Annotated in this window: 20 protein-coding genes; 13 read left to right on the plus strand and 7 right to left on the minus strand. The window is 72.9% G+C overall.

Annotated elements, in window-relative coordinates:
- Window positions 1-193: 193 nt before the first annotated feature.
- A complete protein-coding gene (locus AMK26_RS17175) occupies window positions 194-1720 on the plus strand; it encodes a glutamate-cysteine ligase family protein (RefSeq protein WP_073755572.1) in 1527 nt (508 codons plus the stop codon).
- 225 nt (window positions 1721-1945) lie between these two features.
- Complete coding sequence (locus AMK26_RS17180; protein ID WP_073755573.1) at window positions 1946-2767, plus strand: CPBP family intramembrane glutamic endopeptidase; 822 nt, start codon at window positions 1946-1948, stop codon at window positions 2765-2767.
- A gap of 75 nt (window positions 2768-2842) precedes the next feature.
- Here AMK26_RS17180 and AMK26_RS17185 read toward each other — a convergent pair whose 3' ends face one another.
- Entirely contained in the window at window positions 2843-3652 is an 810-nt protein-coding gene (locus AMK26_RS17185) for a PhzF family phenazine biosynthesis protein (RefSeq protein ID WP_073755574.1), read from the minus strand.
- A gap of 167 nt (window positions 3653-3819) precedes the next feature.
- Between AMK26_RS17185 and AMK26_RS17190 the strand changes: the two genes are divergently transcribed.
- The gene (locus AMK26_RS17190) at window positions 3820-4446 is read left to right on the plus strand and encodes a PadR family transcriptional regulator (protein ID WP_073755575.1); all 627 of its coding nucleotides are present in this window, start codon (window positions 3820-3822) and stop codon (window positions 4444-4446) included.
- A 110-nt stretch (window positions 4447-4556) separates the two neighbouring features.
- Here AMK26_RS17190 and AMK26_RS17195 read toward each other — a convergent pair whose 3' ends face one another.
- Complete coding sequence (locus AMK26_RS17195; RefSeq protein ID WP_073755576.1) at window positions 4557-4988, minus strand: type II toxin-antitoxin system Rv0910 family toxin; 432 nt, start codon at window positions 4986-4988, stop codon at window positions 4557-4559.
- Window positions 4989-5199: 211 nt separating this feature from the next.
- On the opposite strand from AMK26_RS17195, the gene AMK26_RS17200 reads away from it, so the two are divergent.
- The 3 genes from AMK26_RS17200 (at window position 5200) to AMK26_RS17210 (ending at window position 7932) form a co-directional block, all read left to right on the plus strand.
- Window positions 5200-5766, plus strand: coding sequence for a Clp protease N-terminal domain-containing protein (locus tag AMK26_RS17200; RefSeq protein ID WP_079277646.1), 567 nt, complete (start codon window positions 5200-5202; stop codon window positions 5764-5766).
- A gap of 23 nt (window positions 5767-5789) precedes the next feature.
- A complete protein-coding gene (locus AMK26_RS17205; protein WP_073755578.1) occupies window positions 5790-6791 on the plus strand; it encodes an EamA family transporter in 1002 nt (333 codons plus the stop codon).
- A gap of 163 nt (window positions 6792-6954) precedes the next feature.
- Window positions 6955-7932 (plus strand): DMT family transporter, encoded by a 978-nt coding sequence (locus AMK26_RS17210; RefSeq protein WP_073755579.1) that lies wholly within the window; start codon window positions 6955-6957, stop codon window positions 7930-7932.
- Between the two features lie 204 nt (window positions 7933-8136).
- On the opposite strand, the gene AMK26_RS17215 is transcribed toward AMK26_RS17210, so the two are convergent.
- The gene (locus AMK26_RS17215) at window positions 8137-8787 is read right to left on the minus strand and encodes a pyridoxamine 5'-phosphate oxidase family protein (protein ID WP_241837946.1); all 651 of its coding nucleotides are present in this window, start codon (window positions 8785-8787) and stop codon (window positions 8137-8139) included.
- Window positions 8788-8823: 36 nt separating this feature from the next.
- Between AMK26_RS17215 and AMK26_RS17220 the strand changes: the two genes are divergently transcribed.
- Window positions 8824-10158: an aminotransferase class I/II-fold pyridoxal phosphate-dependent enzyme gene (locus tag AMK26_RS17220; RefSeq protein ID WP_073755581.1), complete on the plus strand. Its 1335-nt coding sequence runs from the start codon at window positions 8824-8826 to the stop codon at window positions 10156-10158.
- Here AMK26_RS17220 and AMK26_RS17225 read toward each other — a convergent pair.
- Entirely contained in the window at window positions 10149-11096 is a 948-nt protein-coding gene (locus AMK26_RS17225; protein ID WP_073756235.1) for a DMT family transporter, read from the minus strand. The two genes, AMK26_RS17220 and AMK26_RS17225, sit on opposite strands and share 10 nt — an antisense overlap.
- 74 nt (window positions 11097-11170) lie before the next feature.
- On the opposite strand from AMK26_RS17225, the gene AMK26_RS17230 reads away from it, so the two are divergent.
- Window positions 11171-12076 carry a LysR family transcriptional regulator gene (locus tag AMK26_RS17230; protein ID WP_073755582.1) on the plus strand — a complete coding sequence of 302 codons (906 nt, stop codon included), beginning with the start codon at window positions 11171-11173 and terminating at the stop codon, window positions 12074-12076.
- Window positions 12077-12087: 11 nt separating this feature from the next.
- On the opposite strand, the gene AMK26_RS17235 is transcribed toward AMK26_RS17230, so the two are convergent.
- Window positions 12088-12558, minus strand: a complete 471-nt coding sequence (locus AMK26_RS17235; RefSeq protein WP_073755583.1) for a pyridoxamine 5'-phosphate oxidase family protein — start codon at window positions 12556-12558, stop codon at window positions 12088-12090.
- Window positions 12559-12640: 82 nt separating this feature from the next.
- Here AMK26_RS17235 and AMK26_RS17240 point away from each other — a divergent pair, with 82 nt between their 5' ends.
- Window positions 12641-13273 (plus strand): cysteine hydrolase, encoded by a 633-nt coding sequence (locus tag AMK26_RS17240; protein ID WP_073755584.1) that lies wholly within the window; start codon window positions 12641-12643, stop codon window positions 13271-13273.
- Between the two features lie 10 nt (window positions 13274-13283).
- Here AMK26_RS17240 and AMK26_RS17245 read toward each other — a convergent pair whose 3' ends face one another.
- Window positions 13284-13739 (minus strand): Rieske (2Fe-2S) protein, encoded by a 456-nt coding sequence (locus AMK26_RS17245; RefSeq protein ID WP_073755585.1) that lies wholly within the window; start codon window positions 13737-13739, stop codon window positions 13284-13286.
- Between the two features lie 150 nt (window positions 13740-13889).
- Window positions 13890-16085, minus strand: a complete 2196-nt coding sequence (locus AMK26_RS17250) for a S9 family peptidase (protein ID WP_073755586.1) — start codon at window positions 16083-16085, stop codon at window positions 13890-13892.
- A gap of 34 nt (window positions 16086-16119) precedes the next feature.
- Here AMK26_RS17250 and AMK26_RS17255 point away from each other — a divergent pair, with 34 nt between their 5' ends.
- The 4 genes from AMK26_RS17255 (at window position 16120) to AMK26_RS17270 (ending at window position 19070) form a co-directional block, all read left to right on the plus strand.
- Entirely contained in the window at window positions 16120-16998 is an 879-nt protein-coding gene (locus AMK26_RS17255; RefSeq protein WP_073755587.1) for a HipA family kinase, read from the plus strand.
- Window positions 16995-17378: a DUF3037 domain-containing protein gene (locus AMK26_RS17260; protein WP_073755588.1), complete on the plus strand. Its 384-nt coding sequence runs from the start codon at window positions 16995-16997 to the stop codon at window positions 17376-17378. Before AMK26_RS17255 ends, AMK26_RS17260 begins: the two co-directional genes overlap by 4 nt.
- Before the next feature lie 145 nt (window positions 17379-17523).
- Window positions 17524-18285, plus strand: a complete 762-nt coding sequence (gene fabG / locus AMK26_RS17265; protein WP_073755589.1) for a 3-oxoacyl-ACP reductase FabG — start codon at window positions 17524-17526, stop codon at window positions 18283-18285.
- A gap of 17 nt (window positions 18286-18302) precedes the next feature.
- Entirely contained in the window at window positions 18303-19070 is a 768-nt protein-coding gene (locus AMK26_RS17270; RefSeq protein ID WP_073756236.1) for an SDR family oxidoreductase, read from the plus strand.
- Window positions 19071-19150 lie beyond the last annotated feature (80 nt).

The following is a 19150-nucleotide window of genomic DNA, read 5'->3' on the forward strand; positions in this document are numbered from 1 at the left end:
CGTCACTCCGGGCGGAGACCGACGGTAACTGCGCGGCGCCTCATGCCTCCGGAATGTGCCCGGCGAACAACGTAACCAGCCTACCGTTCAAGCGCTGCTCGTGTGGGCGTTACAGATCAGTCCGGCTGGGCATTATCGTCCGTGACGCGAGCGGACGATGCCGCGCGCCACCCACTCGAGGAGGGACGCTTCGATGGGGGAGAAGATCGCGGCAGGCGGCTTCGACCTGTCCGATCGGCAGAAGTACCGCAGGAAACTCCAGGAGTGCCTGACGGGACTGGAGCGACTCCTTGCCGACAAGAGGTTCGACCGGCCGCGGAATCTCGTGGGGCTGGAGATCGAGCTGAATCTGGCCGGCCCGGACGGCATGCCGCGGATGATGAATGCCGAGGTACTGGAGCGCATCGCGAGCCGGGATTTCCAGACCGAACTCGGAATGTTCAATCTGGAAGTGAACATTGCCCCGCACCGGCTCGGCGGACGAGTCTTCGATCAGCTCGCCGAGGAGCTGCGGACGGGCCTGGCGTACGCGCACCGCAAGGCGCAGGAGGTCGACGCCGGCATTGTGATGATCGGCATTCTCCCGACGCTCTCGCAGGACGATCTGGTGTCCGGGAACCTCTCGGACGTCGACCGTTACCGACTGCTCAACGACGAGATAGTCGCGGCGCGGGGCGAGGACTTCACCCTCGACATCGACGGCGTCGAGCGGCTCAGCTCCACGGCGAGCTCCATCGTGCCGGAGGCGGCGTGCACCTCCGTACAGCTGCACCTCCAGGTCACGCCCGAGCGCTTCGCCGACGTGTGGAACGCCGCGCAGGCCATCGCCGCCGTACAGATCGCGGTGGGCGCCAACGCGCCCTTCCTCTTCGGCCGCGAGCTGTGGCGCGAGTCCCGCCCGCCGCTGTTCACGCAGGCCACCGACACCCGGCCGCCCGAGCTCCAGGCGCAGGGCGTGCGGCCGCGCACCTGGTTCGGGGAGCGGTGGGTCGCCTCGGCGTACGAACTCTTCGAGGAGAACGTCCGGTACTTCCCCGCCCTGCTGCCGATCTGCGACGAGGAGGAGCCGCTGCGGGTCCTCGACGAGGGCGGCGTACCGTCCCTCCAGGAACTCGTCCTGCACAACGGCACGGTCTACCGCTGGAACCGGCCGGTGTACGGGGTCATGGACGGCGTTCCGCACCTGCGCGTGGAGAACCGGGTGCTGCCGGCCGGGCCGACCGTCGACGACGTGCTCGCCAACGCCGCCTTCTACTACGGCCTGGTGCGCGCGCTCGCGGAAGAGACCCGGCCCGTCTGGAAGCGGCTGCCGTTCGAGGACGCCGCCGCGAACTTCGACGCGGCCTGCCGGTACGGCATCGACGCCGAACTGCGCTGGCCGCGGCCCGGCCGGGGCGGCGGCGTCACGACGGTGCCGGCGGTGAAGCTGGTACGGGACGAACTGCTGCCGCTCGCGGCCGCGGGCCTCGACGCCTGGGGCGTGGAGCGCACCGACCGCAAGCGGTACCTCGGGATCATCGAGGAGCGGTGCAGGCGCCGGATGAACGGGGCGTCCTGGCAGGTGGAAACGTTCCACCGGGCACTGGAGGCGGGGCTGGGGCGCGAGGCGGCGCTGGCCGCCACCACCCGCCAGTACTGCCGGCTGATGCGCCAGGGCCGGCCGGTGCACACCTGGCCGGTCGGGTTCCCGGGACGGCCGCCGGAGCAGCACGGGCGGTGAGGCGGCCGGTGGTCGGGGCGGGCTGGGGCGTCCCGCGGCCTGGCGTGAGGCGGCCAGGCGGGCGGCGTGAGGGGGACCGGCGCGATCGGGTCGGGCGGGCGGCGAGAGGGGGCCCGCGTGATGCGGGTCGAACGTGATGTGGGCCGGGCGTGACGCGGGCCGGGCGGGGCGTGTGCCGGCCTGGATGGGTTCGTGGTGCGATCGTCGGGCAAGCTGTGACGTCCCATGGCGGTCGACCCGAGGCAGGTGTGCGCGTACGTGGCTGGATCTCTTCCCGCAGGGCCCGTGGAGGGCGTGGGGGTGCGGACCCTGCGCTCCGAGACGGTGCTCGTCCTGGCACTCTCGCTCGGGGCGAGCGGGGTCTCCGCGCTGATCAGCTTCATCGGTTCGCTGACGAAACCTGGCGGTCTCAAGGACCAGGCGGCGACGCTGAACGGCTCGTACGCGCCGGGGCGGCCGTGGCTCGACCTGGCCTGGCAGCTGTTCGGGATCACCACCGCGCTGGTGCCCGTCGCGCTCGTGGCGCACCTGCTGATCAGGGAGGGCGCCGGGCTGCGGGCCATCGGCTTCGACCGCGGCCGGCCGTGGTCCGACCTGGGGCGCGGCGCGCTGATCGCGGCCGGTATCGGCAGCGCGGGCCTCGCCTTCTACCTGGTCGCGCGGGCCGTCGGAGCCAACCTGACGGTAGTGCCCGAGGCGCTGCCCGAGGTGTGGTGGAAATACCCGGTGCTGATCCTGTCGGCGGTGCAGAACTCCGTACTGGAGGAGGTCATCGTCGTGGGGTATCTGCTGCGAAGGCTCGGCCAGTTGGGCTGGAGCCCGATGGCGGCGCTGGTGACCAGCTCGGTGCTGCGCGGTTCGTACCACCTGTACCAGGGCATCGGTGGGTTCATCGGCAACATGGTGATGGGCGTGGTCTTCGTGCTGCTCTACCGGCGGTGGGGGCGGGTGGGGCCGCTGGTGGTGGCGCACGCGCTGCTCGACATCGTGGCGTTCGTCGGGTACGCGCTGCTGGCGGGCAGGGTGGGGTGGTTGCCCACGGCGTGAGGCGGTGAGGCGGTGAGGGGCGAAGGGGGCGTACGGAACTCTCCGTACGCCCCCTTCGCCTGTGTTGGCCGGGCCTTACGCCAGCAGGTCGCCCTCGATGACCGTCACCGCGTTCCCGGTCAGCAGTGTCCGCTCACCACGCAGGGTCGTGCGCACCACCCCGGTGCGGGCGCCGCCCTGCAGGCCGGTCAGCTCGTCGCGGCCGAGGCGGGCCGACCAGAAGGGCGCGAGGGCGGTGTGCGCGCTGCCCGTCACCGGGTCCTCGTCGATGCCGACGGCGGGGAAGAAGCAGCGGGAGACGAAGTCGTACCCGCGCCCGGGGTCCTCGGCGGCGGCCGTGGCGATGACGCCCCGGTCCGACATGGTCGCCAGGGCCGCGAGGTCCGGCGCGAGGGACCGTACGGACTGTTCGTCGCGCAGCTCGACCAGCAGGTCTCCGATGTGCGGGGCGGTGTCGTGGACGGCGACGACGTCCACGCCGAGCGCCTTCGCGAGCCCCTCCGGTGTGGGGACGGGAGTCAGGGGGGAGGTCGGGAAGTCCATCGTGATGGAGCCGTCCCCGGCCGCGGTGGCGGAGAGGATGCCGCACCGCGCGCTGAAGCGGACGGTGCCGGTCGCGCGGCCGGTGGTGTGCAGGACGTGCGCGGTGGCGAGCGTGGCATGGCCGCACATGTCCACCTCGGTCACCGGGGTGAGCCAGCGCAGCGCCCAGTCGGCCTCGCCGCCCGGGGGCAGCGGGTGGGCGAAGGCCGTCTCGGAGAGGTTGACCTCCGCGGCGACCTTCTGGAGCCAGTGGTCGTCCGGGAAGGCGTCCAGGAGCACGACTCCTGCCGGATTGCCGGAGAAGGGGCGATCGGTGAAGGCGTCGACGATTCGAATCCGCATGCCCCGACCGTAGGGGTGGGGCTACGCACCCGGCCAAGGCCAATTCGAGGTGGCTGGCCCTGTCCGGCCCTGCCTGGCCCGGTTGGTCACGAATCGATTGCTCAGCGAGCTGTTCCGATATATCGTTGAAGTATCGCGACAGATCAACGATGGAAGGAGCGTACGAGATGCGTGCGCATGGGAACTGTGGGCCCGGCCATCGAGGCTGGGGCGGCGACCGCCAGGGGGACTTCGAGGGGCGGCGCGGCGCTTTCGGTCCGTTCGGGCCGGGATTCGGCGGTGGGCCCTTCGGTGGGGGACCGTTCGGGGGCGGCCCCTTCGGCGGTGGGCGTGGACGCGGAGGCGGCCGGGGGCGGGCCCGGCGCGGTGATGTGCGCGCCTCGATCCTCGCGCTGCTGAAGGACCGTCCGATGCACGGCTACGAGATGATCCAGGAGATCGCCGAGCGCAGCGGCGGAGCCTGGCGGCCCAGCCCCGGCTCGGTCTACCCGACCCTCCAGCTCCTGGAGGACGAGGACCTGATCGCCAGCCGCAGCGAGGGCGGCAAGAAGCTGTTCACGCTCACCGATACGGGGCGCGCCGAGGCCGACGCGGGGCCGGACGCCCCGTGGGAAGAGGCGGGGCGCGGCGTCGACTGGGAGGCCATGCACGAGATCCGGCAGGCCGGTGTCGGACTGTTCGAGGCGTTCGGGCAGGTCTGGAAGACCGGCGACGCCGACCAGCGGCAGAAGGCGCTGGCCGTCATCAACGACGCCCGCAAGAAGCTCTACCTGATCCTGGCCGACGAGCACTGAGCCGTCGGCGCCAGGCCTTCCCGGGTCCCGTGGGGTGTGCCACGGGGCCCGTGGTGTGTCCCGGTCCCGTGGTGTGTCCCGGACCCGTGGTGTGCCCCGGACCCGTGGCGTCACGTCACCAGGCCGGCCAGCCGGCGCAGCGACTCCTCCAGCGCGGCCGTCGCCGAGTCCGTCAGCTTGCCCGCCATCAGGGACACGGCCGCCCCGGTGAACTCCCCGTCGATCCGGACGGTCGTGGCGTCGTCCCCGTCCGGCGTGAGCGCGTAACGCATGCCGAGCGCCACGCCCATCGGGCCCTTCCCCCGGGTGGTCAGCAGCCGCTCAGGCTCCAGTTCGGCGACGGTCCAGGTGACTTCGGCGGGGAAGCCCATGAGCTTCATGTTCTCCTGGAAGGCCGTGCCGGCCGCGAGGGTGTCCGGGACGCCGTGGGGGAAGGACGTGTGGGTGGCGTTCCACTCCCCGTACGACGTGAGGTCCGTCAGCCGGGCCCAGACCTTCCCGGCCGGTGCTTCGATGTGTGCCTCGGCGCTGACCTCGGCCATGGGGCCACCCCTTCTGGACTCTCGACGGCTTGCGGTGGCGCGGAACGTAGCCGTGCGGACGTGAACATTCAATACTGACGGGCCGTCAGGTCTGCTGGGCAGTCTCATCCGTAAGGAGGAGGAAGCGGTCGTCGGCGCCCAACTTCTGTGGGATGCGCGAATGCTCCCAGGCGGGGATGTTCCGGCCTTCCGGGGCTGATGAGGTGGGAAGGTGCGAAGCCCTACCCCACGAGTGCCCCCTCGGCAGCTCGCCGACAGCCGTGCGGAGCCCTGCCGTGCGGGCATCGAGGCCTGGTTCACCGTCGAGCCGGCCTCCGTCGTCGCCGGTGCCCGGCGCAGGGCACTGCGGGACGGCGACCGGCAGATCGACACGGCCCACCTGCTGCACTCGCTCCTCGAGTCCGACCCGGAGGCCAGGGCCGCCTTCGACGGCGGTCCGCAGGTGGCGCGCGTGCTCGGTTACCTTGTGCAGCGGAGCATCGGGTACGGGCTGCGCTGGCAGGGCTCCGTCGAGGACTCCGGCACCGTACCCCTCCTGCCGGAGGCGGACGTCTCCGGCTGGTCGCCCGCCGCCGTCGCCGCCATGGAGCGTGCCCTCGAGCGAGCCCGGCGGCGGGGCGAGTCGCGGGCGAACGGGCTCGATCTGCTCGCCGCGCTGGCCGCCGACCGCGCGTGCCGGGCCGTCGACGTACTGACCCGGGCCGGGGTCGACGCGGCGTCGCTGGCCGCCCGGATCGACGAGCCGTCTCAACAGGTGTCACAGCCTTTACGCTCCTGACGCGCTGCTGCCATGATGTGCCGATGCACGCGTCTCAGGGGAGAAGCGCCGGCCTGGGACTCGCCCTGGCCTCGGCGTTCGCATTCGGTGGATCAGGTGTCGCGGCCAAGCCGCTGATCGAGGCGGGACTCGACCCGCTGCACGTGGTGTGGCTACGGGTGACCGGCGCCGCACTCGTCATGCTGCCCGTGGCCTGGCGCCACCGCGACCTGCTGCGCCGCAAGCCCGCCCTGCTCGCCGGCTTCGGCCTGCTCGCCGTCGCCGGCGTCCAGGCCTGCTACTTCGCGGCCATCTCCCGCATCCCCGTCGGGGTCGCGCTCCTCATCGAGTACCTCGCCCCCGCGCTGGTGCTCGGCTGGGTGCGCTTCGTACAGCGCAGGCCGGTGACGCGCGCCGCCGCGCTCGGCGTGGTCCTCGCCGTCGGCGGACTCGCCTGCGTCGTGGAGGTGTGGTCCGGGCTGAGCTTCGACCTCCTCGGGCTTGTCCTCGCGCTGGGCGCCGCCTGCTGCCAGGTCGGCTACTTCGTCCTCTCCGACCAGGGCAGCGACGAGGCCGAACCGGCCGATCCGCTCGGAGTCATCGCGTACGGGCTGCTCATCGGTGCCGTCGTCCTGACCGTCGTCGCCCGCCCGTGGGGGATGGACTGGTCCGTGCTGGGTGGCCACGCCGACATGGGCGGGACCGCGGCCCCGGCGTGGCTGCTGCTCGGGTGGATCGTGCTGATCGCCACCGTCCTCGCGTACGTCACCGGGATCGTCGCCGTCCGCAGGCTTTCGCCGCAGGTGGCGGGCGTGGTCGCCTGCCTGGAGGCCGTCATCGCGACCGTACTGGCCTGGGTGCTGCTCAAGGAGCACCTGTCGGGGCCGCAGATCCTGGGCGGGGCGGTCGTGCTCGTCGGCGCGTTCATCGCCCAGTCGTCGACGCCCAAGGCGGCGTCGCCGGGGCCGGTGGCCGGGTCGGAGCAGGTGCCGGCGGAGGACGAGCTGCCGGGGCACGAGTTGTCGGCCGGGCGGACCGCCACGTAGGGTGCCGATCATGCATTCGACCGTACTTCCGCCGCCCGCCGCGTAACGCGGGCGGCGCCCCAACTCCTGACGTAGACCGGCCCGGGCAGTCCCCGGGTGGTTCGTCGCTGCCCGCGTGCGGAGTCGAGCGGCCAACCAACCTGTCTTCGTACGGAGAAGTCACGTGTCGGATTCTTCCGCTGCGCCTTTGGGGCGCGGCCTCTTCTATCTGATCGTCGCCGGGATCGCCTGGGGCACCGCCGGGGCGGCCGCCTCGCTGGTGTTCCTGGTCAGCGACCTCGGCCCGCTGGCCCTGTCGTTCTGGCGCTGCGTCGGCGGCCTCGTGCTGCTGCTGGGCGCGCTGGCGGTGCGCCGTCGCCGTCGCCAACGCCGCCGTACGCCGAGGGTCGTCGAGTCCCGGCGGCGGCGGTTGCTGCGCATCCTCGGGACGGGGATCGGGCTCACCCTCTTCCAGAGCGCCTACTTCGCCGCCGTCGAGGCGACCGGCCTCGCGGTCGGCACGGTCGTCACGCTCGGCGCCGGTCCCGTGCTCATCGCGCTCGGCGCGCGGCTGACCATGGGTGAGCGGCTCGGGCGCGGCGGAGTAGTCGCCGTCGCGGGTGCCCTGGCCGGACTCGCCGTGCTGGTGCTCGGCGCAGGGGGTGGCGGCGGGGGCGTGGACGTGCGGCCGGCCGGGGTCGGCCTCGCGGTCCTCTCCGCCGCCGGTTACGCGGCGATCACGCTGCTGACGCGGTGGCTCGGGCGGGACGGTGGCGGCGCTGACGCGCTGGGCACGAGCACCTGGGCCTTCGCGGTCGGCGCGGTCGGGCTGCTGCCCATGGCGGCGGCCGAGGGGCTGGTCCCGCACACCGCCGAGCTCGCGAAGGTGGTGGCGTTGTTGGTGTACGTGGCGGCCGTGCCGACCGCGCTCGCGTACGCGCTGTATTTCGCGGGCGCGGCCGTGGTGCGCGCCGCGACCGTCTCCGTGATCATGCTCCTGGAGCCGGTGAGCGCGGCGGTCATCGCGGTCACGGTGCTCGGTGAGCGGCTGACCGGGGCGACGGTCGGCGGGACGCTGCTGCTGCTCGGTGCGGTTGCCGGGCTGGCGGCCGCGGAGGCGCGGGGCGCGGTGGGGAGGCGGCGGGCGGAGGCGGCGGCCTGAGGGGCGGTCGTTCTCCACGTGGTGGGGTGCCGTGCGGGTCGTCTGCTGCCGGTGGGTGGGGGGCGTGGCCCCTCCGGGCTCGCCTCCTCAAGGTTGGCGGCCTCGGGCTCCGGTGTCGGAGTTGTTCCCACGCCGCCGGCCTCTGCGGGGACGACCCCGCACAGCCCCACCCCGGCCGTCGGTCGACAGCGGGCCGGCGCCCTCTCAGAGCGCGGTGACGTAGTCCGGCACGGGGATCGACGGGTCCAGGTCCGACGCCGGGATCGGGGTGCCGTACGTGGTCCGGAGCGGGACGACGCCCGTCCAGTGGGGGAGCGTGAGGTCCTCGGGGTCGTCGTTGGGGCCGCCGGTGCGGAGCTTGGCGGACACCTCGTCGAGGTCGAGGCGGAGCACGGCGGTCGCCGCCAGCTCCTTGGTGTTGGCCGGGCGCGAGTCGGCGGAGCGGCCCGGGACGACATGGTCGACGAGGGCGTCGAGCGCGGTGCGCTTCTCGTCGGGGTCGGTGACCTGGTGGGCGATGCCGTGGACCACGACCGAGCGGTAGTTGATCGAGTGGTGGAAGGCGGAGCGGGCCAGGACCAGGCCGTCGACGTGGGTGACGGTCAGGCAGACGGCGAGGCCCGGGTCGGCCTGGCCCGCCATGCGCAGCGGGCGCGAACCGCTGGAACCGTGGACGTAGAGGCGCTCGCCGACGCGGCCGTACAGCGTCGGCAGGACGACGGGCGCGCCGTCGCGGACGAAACCGAGGTGGCAGACGTACGCCTCGTCGAGTATCGCGTGCACCAACTCGCGGTCGTACGAGGCACGGTCCCGGGAGCGAGTGGGGACGGTGCGGTCGGTGGGCCGGTACGTCACTTGTGGACTCCATTGCACTAGTGCATAATCTGGTTTGTGCTAGGAGAGTATCGGATTGTCGGGCGTCGCGCATCGGAAATTGCCGCGAGCGTGGAGCAGGGTGTCGGCTCGGGTGAGCTCGATCCGGGACAACTGCTGCCGCCCATGCGCGAGTTGGCGGCTCGGTTGGGGGTCAATCCCAATACGGTCGCGGCCGCCTACCGCACCTTGCGCGAGCGCGGGGTGATCGAGACGGCCGGGCGCCGGGGCAGTCGGGTGCGGCCCCGTCCGGCCACCACGGCGCGCGGGTCCATCCGGATCGACGCGCCGGCGGGCGTACGGGACGTGGGGAAGGGCAACCCCGACCCGGCCCTGTTGCCGCCGCTCGGTGAGGCGCTGGCGGCCGCCGCGCGGCGCGAGGCCGAGGAGCCGGGGCTGTACGGACAGGCCCCGGTGGACGAGGGCTTCGCGCGGCTCGCCCGGGCCGCGCTGGACGCCGACGGGGTGCCCGACGGGCCGGTCGCCGTCACGTCCGGCTCCCTGGACGCCATCGAGCGGGTGCTGGCCGCGCACCTGCGCCCCGGTGACGCCGTGGCGGTCGAGGACCCCGGCTGGGGCGCCCTCCTCGATCTCGTACCGGCGCTGGGGCTGAAGCCCGTGCCGGTCGCCCTCGACGACGACGGGCCGCTGCCGGGCGAGGTGGAGCGGGCGCTGCGCGACGCCGGGGCGCGGGCGCTGATCGTGACGGACCGGGCGCAGAACCCGACCGGTGCGGCGCTGGGCGCGGCGCGGGCGGCGGAGCTGCGGCGGCTGCTGGCCGCGCACCCGGGCGTGCTGGTGATCGAGGACGACCACGGGTACGGGTTGGTGGACCTGCCGCTGCACCCGCTCGGGGGCGTGACCGACCACTGGGTGCTGGTCCGCTCGGTCTCCAAGGCGTACGGGCCCGACCTGCGGGTCGCCGCCCTGACCGGCGACGCGGTCACCGTCGACCGGGTGCTGGGCCGGCAGCGGCTCGGCCCCGGCTGGGTGAGCCGCCTGTTGCAGCGTGCCGTGGCGCACCTGTGGGAGACCGGAGCGGTGGACGCGCGGGCGGTCGCGGCGGCGTACGCGCAGCGGCGCGACGCGCTCGTGACGGCCCTGGCGCGGCGGGGCGTCGAGGCGCACGGGCGCAGCGGCATGAACGTGTGGGTGCCGGTGGCCGACGAGACCGGGACGGTAGCCCGCCTGCTGCACGCGGGGTGGGCCGTGGCGCCCGGGGCCCGGTTCCGGATGGCCGCCGGGCCGGGCGTACGGATCACCGTGTCGGGTCTGCCGGTGGCCGACCTGGAGCCGCTCGCCGACGCGGTGGCGGCCGCGGTCGGACCGATGGAGGCGCGCAGTTACGGCTGACGTGCCGTGCCGGTCTTCTGCGTGAGGGCCGCTCCGGCCAGCACGATCAGGGCGCCGACCGGCGTGTTCCAGGTCAGCGCCTCGTCCAGGAGCGTGACGCCCGCGGCGGTGGCGATGACCGGGATGAAGTAGGTGACCATCTGGCCGGTCGTCGGGCCGACCTCGGCGACGATCCCGTACTGGAGCAGTACCGCCAGACCGGTCCCCAGCGCGCCGAGCGCGATCACGGCGAGCAGCGGCACGACCGGGAAGGCGGTCGGCCACGTGGTGAACAGCGGCGTGACCACGGCCAGTTGCAGGGTCGCCAGGAAGAGCTGCGCACCGGTGAGGGAGAGGTGCGACTCGCTGCGGCCGGCCAGCGTACGGCGGACGTAGATCCAGCCGATGGGGTAGCTGAGCGAGGCCAGCAGGGCCATCGCGGTGCCCGTGACGTCCAGTCCGGAGAAGCCCTGCCAGGCCCCGAGGACGGTCAGTACGCCGATGAAGCCCAGGCCCAGGCCCGCCACGCGGCGGCGCGTGGGGCGGTCCTCGGACAGGGCGACCAGGGACAGGGCCATGCCCCACAGCGGGGAGGTGGCATTGCAGATGCCGGCGAGCGTCGAGGGGATCGTCAGCTCGGCGTACGCGAAGAGGGAGAACGGCAGGGCGTTGAGGAAGAACGCGGCCACCGCCAGGTGGCCCCAGGTGCGGGCGCCGCGCGGCAGCTTCGCGCGCTTCACCGCCATGGCGACGGCGAGCACCGCCGTACCGAACAGCAGGCGGCCGAAGGTGACCTGGAAGGGGGCGTAGGCCTCGGTGCCGACCTTGATGAGGAGGAAGCTGAAGCCCCAGACGAGGGAGAGCAGCGCGAAGCGGACGCGCCAGTCGAGGGCGGGGCGCGGTACGCGGCTGGTGGCGGGCGCGGTGGGCGGCGGACGGTGGGAGGTCGCGGTGCTCATGCCGCCCACGATGGCCCCCACTATGTATTAGGACAAGCGAGTTTTTCTGGCGAGCTTTGCTTAGTATTGCTTACATGTTGAACCTGGAGCGCCTCCGTACCCTCGACGCCCTCGCCCGCCACGGCTCCGTGAGCGGCGCGGCGGAGGGCCTGCACGTCACCACGTCGGCGGTCTCGCAGCAACTCGCCAAGCTGGAACGGGAGGTCGGGCAGCAACTCGTCGCGAAGAACGGCCGCGGCGTGCGGCTCACCGACGCCGGCCTGCTGCTCGCCGATCACGCCGCGCGGATCCTGTCCCAGGTGGAGCTGGCCCAGGCGGACATCGAGGCGCAGCGCGGACAGGTGGTGGGGGAGGTGCGGATGGCGGGGTTCCCCACGGCGGCGCGCGGGCTGTTCCCGGGGGCGGTCTCCGCACTGCGGCGCGACCACCCCGACCTGGTCGTACGCACCAGTGAGCTGGAGCCCGAGCACGGCATACGGCAGGTGATGCGCGGCGACATGGACCTGGCGGTCGTGCTCGACTGGAACAACAAGCGGCTGCCCGTCCCCGCCGGGCTGGCCAGGGCGGAACTGCTGGACGACGCCGCCGACGTGGCGCTCCCGGCGGGGCACGCGCTCGCCGGACGGGCGGAAGTGGACCTGGAGGAGCTCGCGGACGAGGACTGGGTGTCCTGGCCGGAGGGCGAGTTCTGTTACGAGTGGCTGATGTTCACGCTGCGCTCCAAGGGCATCGAGCCGCGCATCGCGCACCTGGCGGGTGAGCACCACACACAGCTGGCGCTCATCCAGGCCGGGCTCGGCGTGTGCGTCACGCCCCGGCTGGGGCGCGGGGCCGTGCCCGCGGGCGTCGTCCTCGTACCCGTACGCCATCAGATGCGGCGCCACATCCACGCGGTGTGGCGCACGGACGCCGACCGGCGGCCGTCGATCCGGGCGGCCGTGGAGGCGCTGAGGGAGGCGGGGCGGTCGGTGGGGAGCTGACGGCCGGTGGGTCAGTGGGCGCCGTTCAGCTTGCGGAAGTCCCAGGACGCGACGGCGTCCGGGGTCAGCCGCAGCCATGCGTGGCGGCCGTCGTGCGGCATCGTGTCCAGGCCGAAGTTCTTGCGGGCGAACAGCCGCTCCACCGCCTCCAGGTCGGGGCACGGCTCTCCGGTACGGGGCGCCTCCCCGACGAAGACCGCCGTGCCGGACAGCTCCACGCCCCGCAGCTCGCCGTACTCCTCGCCGTCGTCGACCACGACGGCGATCCGTGGGTCGCGGCGCAGGTCCGCCCAGCGCCGGCTGCGGGTGAGCGAGTACAGCCACAGCGACGCCCCGTCCCAGGCGAACCACAGGGCGCCGACATGCGGCCGGCCGTCGGGGGAGACGGTCGCCACCCGGCAGGTGCGTTGCTCGGTGAGGTACGCGTCGATCTCGGGCTGCGACATCATGATGCGCCGGCCCCGGCGCTGGGTGACCGCCATCGGCCGCCTCGCTTTCTGATGGTGTGTCAGAAAGCATGGGCTCTCTTCCGTCCCCGCGCAATGGGGGCTACCCTCCCGCCGCATGCCGACGTTCGAACAGCTCCGCGAGCATCTCGACCCCGCCCATACGGTGCTGCTCACCGTCGAGTGCCAGCGCGGCGTCGTGGGCCCGGACGGCGCCCTGCCCGAACTCGCCGCCGAGGCACGGTCGTCCGGCACCCTGCACCGGGTGGCCCGGCTGGTCGCCGCCGCGCACGAGGCCTCCGTACAGGTGCTGCACGCCGTGGCGGAGCGGCGCCCCGACGGGCGGGGCGCGAGCCGCAACGCCCGGCTCTTCCGGGCGGCCGCGAGGCTTCCCGTACAGCAGCACTGCGGCAGCGCCGCCGTACGGATCGCCGAACCCATCGAGGTGGCCGAGGACGACATGGTCGTACGGCGGCTGCACGGGCTGTCCCCGATCGCCGGCACGGACGTCGACGCCCTGCTGCGCAACCTCGGCTGCCGGACCCTGGTCGTCACCGGCGTCTCCGCCAATGTCGCGATACCGAACGCCGTCTTCGACGCGGTCAACCTCGGCTATACGGCGGTGGTTCCGGCGGACGCCATCGCGGGAATCCCCGCCGACTACACCCCCGCGATGGTCCGCCACACGCTCGCGCTGGTCGCCACGGTCACCACGACCGACGAGTTGCTGGCCTGTTGGAAGCGCCCCTGACGCGCCGGCGTCACGCGAGCCTGATCGAGTCGCCCTCGACCGTGATCGACGCCGCCGCCAGCGGGGTGGTGGCCGGGCCCGCTTTGACGCTGCCGTCCGTCGCGTCGAACTTGCTGCCGTGGCACGGGCAGTTGATCACCCCGTCCGCGACCTCCTTGACCGCGCAGCCCGCGTGCGTGCACTTCGACGAGAACGCCTTGAACTCGCCCGCCGTCGGCTGGGTCACCACGACGTCGCCGACGACCTTGCCGCCGCCCTCGGGGATGTCCGCCGTCTTCGCCAGCACCCGGCCCCCGGCCCCGCCGCTGGTGGGGCCGGCGCCCGCCGGGGCGTCGCCGGCGGAGGTGGCCGGGCTGTCCGACCCGCCGCACGCGGTGAGCACGGCCGCCAGCCCGGCGCCGCTCGCCGCCGCTACGACGGTACGGCGCGCGACGACTGGCCTGCTGGTCTCCTGCGATCCGCTCATTCCGGCTCCCCTTCCGTGGTGGTCGACGTACACGACGTCTCGCGTCACGGGGAAGTACGGGAGCGCTGTGCGGGGTGTTCAGTCGCTCAACGGCCTTTTCGCGACCCCACGGAAGCGGGACGGCCGCGGGACGTGGATTTCCGGCGTGGACTACCTCCCTCGCACCCTCGCCGGGCTGTTCGAGGCCGCCGGACTCACCGGACGCGACGTGCGGGTCGCCGTCAAATGCCGCTTGAGGAAGTCCACTTCGGCGAGCAGCCGGCTGCTCGCCACATCTTCCCGGGTGACCCTGTGTGTCGCGCCGGGAAGGGGCAGCACACTGTGGGGCCGTCCGGCCGCCAGCAGCGCGGCGGAGAAACGCAGGGTGTGGGCCGCCACCACATTGTCGTCGGCCAGCCCGTGCATCAGCAGCAACGGCCGGGTCAGCAGATGTGCGTACGGTACGTGCGAGGAGCGCTCGTAGGCGTCCGGCCGGACGTCCGGGTGGCCGAGGAAGCGCTCCTCCCAGTGCGTGTCGTACAACCGCCGGTCGGTCGGCGCGGCGCCCGCGACCGCCGCGTGGAACACGTCGGGGCGGTGCAGTACGGCGCCGATGGCGAGGTAGCCGCCGTACGACCAGCCCCGGACGCCCACCCGTTCCAGATCCAGCTCCGGGTACCGCTCCGCCGCCGCGTGCAGCGCGTCCACCTGGTCCTCCAGGGGGGCGGTCAGCCGGTCGCCGTGGATCGCCGTCTCCCACGCCCGGCCGCGCCCCGGCGTGCCGCGCCCGTCCGTGATCAGCACCGCGAAGCCCTGCTCGGCGAACCACTGGGCCACCGCGCCGTACCAGCCGTCCGCCCGTACGGCCAACTGGAGGCCGTAGCCCGCGTAGGGGCTGAGCAGCACGGGCAGCCGGCCGGAGCCCGGCTCGTGCCACGACGGCAGGTGGAGGTGGCTGCGCAGTTCGCGTACGCCCAGCGACAGGCGGACCGGCCGGGGCGTCACCGCGGGCGTCTCGGCGAGCACGGCGATGCTCCCGGTGGGCCTCCCGCGCCGCAGGACGGTCACGGTGTGCCCGTCCGGCGTCCGGCTGTCCAGGACGACGGTGTCGCCACCGACCGCGGCCGTGTGGACGCCCGGCTCCTGGCTGACGCGGCAAAAGCCCCTTGCCGGGTCGTACGCCCACACGTGCGTCTCGGTGGGGTCCTCGCTCGCGGTGAAGTACACCCGGTCGCCGACCGTGCCGAGGACGGCCCGGACATGGAGCCCGGGCGGGGTCGCGACGTCACCGACGCGCAGACCGCGTACGTCGTCGCGTACGACGGGGGCGATCGGCGTTCCGGCGGCGGTGCGGGCCGGGACGCCCGGCACGAGCTCCACCCAGGCGCGGTCGCGCCGGTGGGCCAGCGGGCGGGTGCCGCCGGTGTCCGGGTCGATGGCGAGCAGGACGGCCGAGCGCTGGTCACGCGTCTGGACCTCGGCGAAGGGGCCGGCCGCGTCCCAGCCGGCGGCCGTGACGTACTCGAAACGGGGGTCCGTCCAGGTCCCCGACGGATGGGCGTCCGGATCGGCCCGCGCCGGTATCCGGACAGGAATCCGCTTCCCGTCCAGACCGAGGACGTGCAGCGACACCTCGGCGTTGGCCGTGCCGGCCGCCGGGTAGCGGATGGCGCGCGGCGGCTCCGACGGATCGCCGGGGTCGGAGAGGAACCACCGCCCTACGCGCGCGTGGTCCGTCCGTGCCAGCAGGAGGGCGTCCCCGTCCGGCGACCACCAGTGGCCGCGCAGCCGGCCGATCGACTCGGCCGACACATGGTCCGACAGTCCATAGCTGATGTCCGGCCCCTCCGGCGCGGCCAGCAACCGGTCCTGGGTCCCGTCGTCGGTGCGGACGACGCGGACGGCGCCGTCCGCGTCGTACGCGACCAGCGAACCGTCCGGCGACGGCCGCGGGTCCACGGCCGGCCCAGCCGTGGGCACCCGCCACGGGGCACCGCCACGGGTCCGTACCGCCCACACCGCGCCGCCCAGCGCGAACACCGCTACGCGCGCGTGCCGGTCGGTGGCGTACCCGACCACTCCGGTCGACGTCACCTGGGCCCGCTCCCGCCGCACCCGCTCCGCCTCCGGGACGTCCTCCTCCCGGCCGGCGCCCAGCGCGGCCGGATCGGCCAGGAGCCGCTCATCGCCGTCCTCGTACAGCCACAGCCGCCCGACGGTGTCGGAGCCCGAACCGGTCCGTACGAACAGCACCCGCGTGCCGTCCGGCGAGACGGTGAACCCGCCCGGGACACCGAGCGAGAAGCGGCGTGTACGGGCGAACTGACGGGGGAATCCCGGCACTTCCAGGGCGGTGGCGATCTTCATGGGGAGGATCATGACAGGCACGTAATCTGAGGGGATGCTCTCCGAAGTCACAGCGACCCGCTACGTCACGCCCCTGCGTGAGGGCGGCTCGCTCCCGGGGCTCGTCGAGGCCGACGATCTCGGGACGTACGTCATGAAATTCACCGGCGCGGGCCAGGGCCGCAAGACCCTCGTCGCCGAGGTCATCTGCGGGCAGCTGGGCCGCCGGCTCGGGCTGCGCGTCCCCGAGCTGGTCACCATCCAACTGGACCCGGTCATCGGGCTCGGCGAGCCCGACCAGGAGGTGCAGGAGCTGCTCAAGGCGAGTGGCGGCCTGAACCTCGGCATGGACTACCTGCCCGGCTCGATCGGCTTCGACCCGCTCGCCTACGCCATGGACCCGGCGGAGGCGGGCAGGGTCGTGTGGTTCGACGCGCTGATCAACAACGTCGACCGCTCCTGGCGCAACCCCAACATGCTGGTCTGGCACGGCGAGCCGTGGCTGATCGACCACGGCGCCACCATGATCTGGCACCACAACTGGCCGGGCGCCCAGGCCTCCGCCGCCAAGCCGTACGACGCCTCCGACCACGTCCTCGCCTCCTTCGGCCCCGACGTCGCGGGCGCGGCGGCCGAGCTGGCCCCGCTGGTCACCGAGGACCTGCTGACCGAGGTCGCCGCCGACGTCCCCGACGACTGGCTGGTCGACGAGCCGGGCTTCGACACGGCCGACGCACTGCGCCGCGCCTACGTGGAGGCGCTGCTGTCGCGCGTTGCCACCATCCACGAGCGGATCACGCTCGGCGAGCGGACCGAACGAAAGCAGTCCCAGGCCCCCGGGTGGCTGACCGACCACCTGACCCCCTGGCCGCACCCCACCAAGAACACCAAGAACACCAAGAACAGCAAGAACAGCAAGGACAGCAGCCAGTGACCGACCGGGACGTCTTCGAGTACGCGCTCCTGCGCGTCGTACCGCGCGTCGAGCGCGGCGAGTGCTTCAACGCGGGCGTGGTGGTCTACTGCCGCGCCAAGTCCTTCGTGTGCGCCCGTACGCACCTGGACGAGGTGAAGCTGCGGGCGCTGGACCCGGAGGCCGACGTGACCGGCGTACGGGCCGCCCTGCACGCCGTGGAAGGTGTGTGCCAGGGCGGCGAGCACGCGGGCCAGGCGGCGCGCGACGACGCCGGGCGGCGCTTCCGGTGGCTGATCGCGCCGCGGTCCACGGTCGTCCAGCCGGGCCCCGTGCACACCGGGCTGACCGCCGATCCGGAGGGCGAGGCGGAGCGGCTGCTCGACCTGCTGGTGCGCTGAGTGACCGGGTGCACCCGGTGGGCCGTTGACACCGGGTGCCAGGGTCTCTAGCGTCTCGTCTGCTGAAGGTACTAAGCGGTCGCTCACCGGCATGGACGTGCCGGCCGAGCCGCTTACCAGGGATCCAAGGGCGAGGAGAACCAGCATGTCCACCACCGAGCAGCGCGTCGCCGTCGTGACCGGGGCCGCGCGCGGCATTGGCGCCGCCACCGCGGTCCGGCTGGCGGCCGAGGGCCGCGCCGTCGCCGTACTCGACCTCGACGAGGCGGCCTGCAAGGACACCGTCGAGAAGATCACCGCGGCGGGCGGCAAGGCCATCGCGGTCGGCTGCGACGTCTCCGACAGCGCCCAGGTGGAGGCCGCCGTCGCGCGCGTCGCCGGCGAGCTCGGCGCGCCGACGATCCTCGTCAACAACGCGGGCGTGCTGCGCGACAACCTCCTCTTCAAGATGAGCGAGTCCGACTGGGACATCGTGATGAACGTGCACCTCAAGGGCGCGTTCCTGATGGCCAAGGCCTGCCAGAAGCACATGGTCGACGCGGGCTTCGGCCGGATCGTCAGCCTCTCCTCGTCCTCCGCCCTCGGCAACCGCGGCCAGGCCAACTACTCCGCCGTCAAGGCCGGGCTGCAGGGCTTCACCAAGACCCTCGCCAAGGAGCTCGGCAAGTTCGGCATCACGGCCAACGCCGTGGCGCCCGGCTTCATCGTCACCGAGATGACCGCGCAGACCGCCGCGCGCGTGGGCATGGGCTTCGAGGAGTTCCAGGCCGCCGCCGCCACCCAGATCCCGGTGCAGCGCGTCGGCCGGCCCGAGGACGTCGCGCACGCGATCGCCTTCTTCACGGGCGACGACGCCGGTTTCATCTCCGGCCAGGTCATGTACGTGGCCGGCGGCCCGCTCAACTGAACCGAAGGGTGACGGACATGACCGCACAGGAACTTCCCCCGCCGTCCGGCAAGGTCGCCCTCGTCACGGGCGCCAGCCGCGGCATCGGCTACGGCGTCGCCGAGGCGCTCGTCGCCCGCGGCGACCGCGTGTGCATCACCGGCCGTGGCGAGGACGCCCTCAAGGAGGCCGTGGACAAGCTGGGCGCCGACCGCGTGATCGGTGTCGCCGGCAAGGCCCACGACGAGGCGCACCAGGCGCTCGCCGTGGAGCGCGCCATGGAGGCGTTCGGCCGCGTCGACTTCCTGATCAACAACGCCGGTACGAACCCGGTCTTCGGGCCGATGGCCGACATGGACCTGAACGTCGCGCGCAAGGTCTTCGAGACCAACGTCATCTCGGCGCTCGGGTTCGCCCAGCAGACGTGGAAGGCGTGGCAGAAGGAGAACGGCGGTGCGATCGTGAACATCGCGTCGGTCGCCGGAATCGCCCCGTCGCCTTTCATCGGCGCCTACGGCATGAGCAAGGCCGCCATGGTCAACCTGACCCTCCAGCTGGCGCACGAATTCGCCCCGAAGGTGCGGGTCAACGCGATCGCCCCGGCCGTCGTGAAGACGAAATTCGCCCAGGCCCTCTACGAGGGGAGGGAAGCGGAGGCCGCGGCCGCGTATCCGCTGGGCAGGCTCGGAGTGCCCGAGGACATCGGCGGAGCCGCCGCGTTCCTCACCTCCGAGCAGTCGGACTGGATCACCGGGCAGACCCTGGTGGTCGACGGTGGAATCTTCCTCAATGCCGGAGTCGGCTGATCCCGATTTTTCCGATTGACAGCTGATTGACCCCAAGTGCCCCGCCCGGCCATCACATTGACCCGGCGGGGCACTGCGGT

It is taken from the genome of Streptomyces sp. CB03234 (genome assembly GCF_001905885.1).
GTDB lineage: Bacteria > Actinomycetota > Actinomycetes > Streptomycetales > Streptomycetaceae > Streptomyces.

Bases quoted from the DNA above. Each gene is read 5' to 3' on its own strand.
- AMK26_RS17175 (WP_073755572.1), top strand. From the start codon at position 194: ATGGGGGAGAAGATCGCGGCAGGCGGCTTCGACCTGTCCGATCGGCAG.
- AMK26_RS17180 (WP_073755573.1), top strand. From the start codon at position 1,946: ATGGCGGTCGACCCGAGGCAGGTGTGCGCGTACGTGGCTGGATCTCTT.
- AMK26_RS17185 (WP_073755574.1), bottom strand. From the start codon at position 3,652: ATGCGGATTCGAATCGTCGACGCCTTCACCGATCGCCCCTTCTCCGGC.
- AMK26_RS17190 (WP_073755575.1), top strand. From the start codon at position 3,820: ATGCGTGCGCATGGGAACTGTGGGCCCGGCCATCGAGGCTGGGGCGGC.
- AMK26_RS17195 (WP_073755576.1), bottom strand. From the start codon at position 4,988: ATGGCCGAGGTCAGCGCCGAGGCACACATCGAAGCACCGGCCGGGAAG.
- AMK26_RS17205 (WP_073755578.1), top strand. From the start codon at position 5,790: ATGCACGCGTCTCAGGGGAGAAGCGCCGGCCTGGGACTCGCCCTGGCC.
- AMK26_RS17225 (WP_073756235.1), bottom strand. From the start codon at position 11,096: ATGAGCACCGCGACCTCCCACCGTCCGCCGCCCACCGCGCCCGCCACC.
- AMK26_RS17230 (WP_073755582.1), top strand. From the start codon at position 11,171: ATGTTGAACCTGGAGCGCCTCCGTACCCTCGACGCCCTCGCCCGCCAC.
- AMK26_RS17235 (WP_073755583.1), bottom strand. From the start codon at position 12,558: ATGGCGGTCACCCAGCGCCGGGGCCGGCGCATCATGATGTCGCAGCCC.
- AMK26_RS17240 (WP_073755584.1), top strand. From the start codon at position 12,641: ATGCCGACGTTCGAACAGCTCCGCGAGCATCTCGACCCCGCCCATACG.
- AMK26_RS17245 (WP_073755585.1), bottom strand. From the start codon at position 13,739: ATGAGCGGATCGCAGGAGACCAGCAGGCCAGTCGTCGCGCGCCGTACC.
- AMK26_RS17250 (WP_073755586.1), bottom strand. From the start codon at position 16,085: ATGAAGATCGCCACCGCCCTGGAAGTGCCGGGATTCCCCCGTCAGTTC.
- AMK26_RS17255 (WP_073755587.1), top strand. From the start codon at position 16,120: ATGCTCTCCGAAGTCACAGCGACCCGCTACGTCACGCCCCTGCGTGAG.
- fabG (WP_073755589.1), top strand. From the start codon at position 17,524: ATGTCCACCACCGAGCAGCGCGTCGCCGTCGTGACCGGGGCCGCGCGC.
- AMK26_RS17270 (WP_073756236.1), top strand. From the start codon at position 18,303: ATGACCGCACAGGAACTTCCCCCGCCGTCCGGCAAGGTCGCCCTCGTC.